A 1,718-nucleotide genomic window follows, 5' to 3' on the forward strand; every position below is an offset into this window, starting at 1 on the left:
GATGAGGATACTCCAGTAAACATCGATGTATTGGATAATGATAACTTCGATCCTACGAGTGATGTAGAAGTAACTGATGTGACCAATCCAGCTAATGGAACGGTAACGATCAATGCTGATGGGACGGTAGATTATACACCGAATCCTGATTTTAATGGTACGGATACTTTTGATTACACAGTAACGATCACCAATGCAGATGGCTCTACGGAGACAGAGACTGCTACGGTAGAAGTGACGGTGAATCCTATAGATGATGTAGAGGATGATGTTGAGACGACTACTGAGGATACTCCAGTGAATATCGATGTATTAGACAATGATACTTTTGAGGGAGTAGACAATGAGGTGACTGAAGTGACTAATCCAGCCAATGGAACAGTAACAATCAATGCTGATGGGACAGTAGATTATACACCGGATCCTGATTTTAATGGTACAGATACCTTTGATTATACAGTAACGGTTACCAATGCCGATGGTTCTACAACGACTGAGACAGCTACGGTAATCATTACAGTAGTAGGGGAAGATGATATTGCTGATGATACAGCGAGTACAGATGAGGATACTCCAGTAAACATCGATGTATTGGATAATGATAACTTCGATCCTACGAGTGATGTAGAAGTAACTGATGTGACCAATCCAGCTAATGGAACGGTAACGATCAATGCTGATGGGACGGTAGATTATACACCGAATCCTGATTTTAATGGTACGGATACTTTTGATTACACAGTAACGATCACCAATGCAGATGGCTCTACGGAGACAGAGACTGCTACGGTAGAAGTGACGGTGAATCCTATAGATGATGTAGAGGATGATGTTGAGACGACTACTGAGGATACTCCAGTGAATATCGATGTATTAGACAATGATACTTTTGAGGGAGTAGACAATGAGGTGACTGATGTGACCAATCCAGCCAATGGAACAGTAACAATCAATGCTGATGGAACAGTAGATTATACACCGGATCCTGATTTTAATGGTACAGATACCTTTGATTATACAGTAACGGTTACCAATGCCGATGGATCTACAACGACTGAGACTGCTACGGTAATCATTACAGTAGTAGGAGCAGGTGATACGGGAGATGATACAGCGAGTACAGATGAGGATACTCCAGTAAACATCGATGTATTGGATAATGATAACTTCGATCCTACGAGTGATGTAGAAGTAACTGATGTGACTAATCCAGCCAATGGAACGGTAACGATCAATGCTGATGGAACAGTAGATTATACACCGGATCCTGATTTTAATGGTACGGATACTTTTGATTACACAGTAACGATCACCAATGCAGATGGCTCTACGGAGACAGAGACTGCTACGGTAGAAGTGACGGTGAATCCTATAGATGATGTAGAGGATGATGTTGAGACGACTACTGAGGATACTCCAGTGAATATCGATGTATTAGACAATGATACTTTTGAAGGAGTAGACAATGAGGTGACTGATGTGACCAATCCAGCAAATGGAACAGTAACAATCAATGCTGATGGGACAGTAGATTATACACCAGATCCTGATTTTAACGGTACAGATACCTTTGATTATACAGTAACGGTTACCAATGCCGATGGTTCTACGACGACTGAGACTGCTACGGTAGTGATCACGGTAGGTCCAATTGCAGATGTTGATGCGATGGATGACAGTGATAGTACGGATGAGGATACTGCAGTGAATATTGATGT

Annotated in this window: 1 protein-coding gene; it reads left to right on the forward strand. The window is 41.7% G+C overall.

What is annotated here, in order from left to right; genetic code table 11:
* A partial coding sequence (locus Q1A01_RS23495) for an Ig-like domain-containing protein (RefSeq protein ID WP_299685982.1) occupies positions 1 to 1,718 on the forward strand: 1,718 nt, incomplete at both ends.

The organism is uncultured Dokdonia sp. (genome assembly GCF_947492815.1).
Classification (GTDB): domain Bacteria; phylum Bacteroidota; class Bacteroidia; order Flavobacteriales; family Flavobacteriaceae; genus Dokdonia.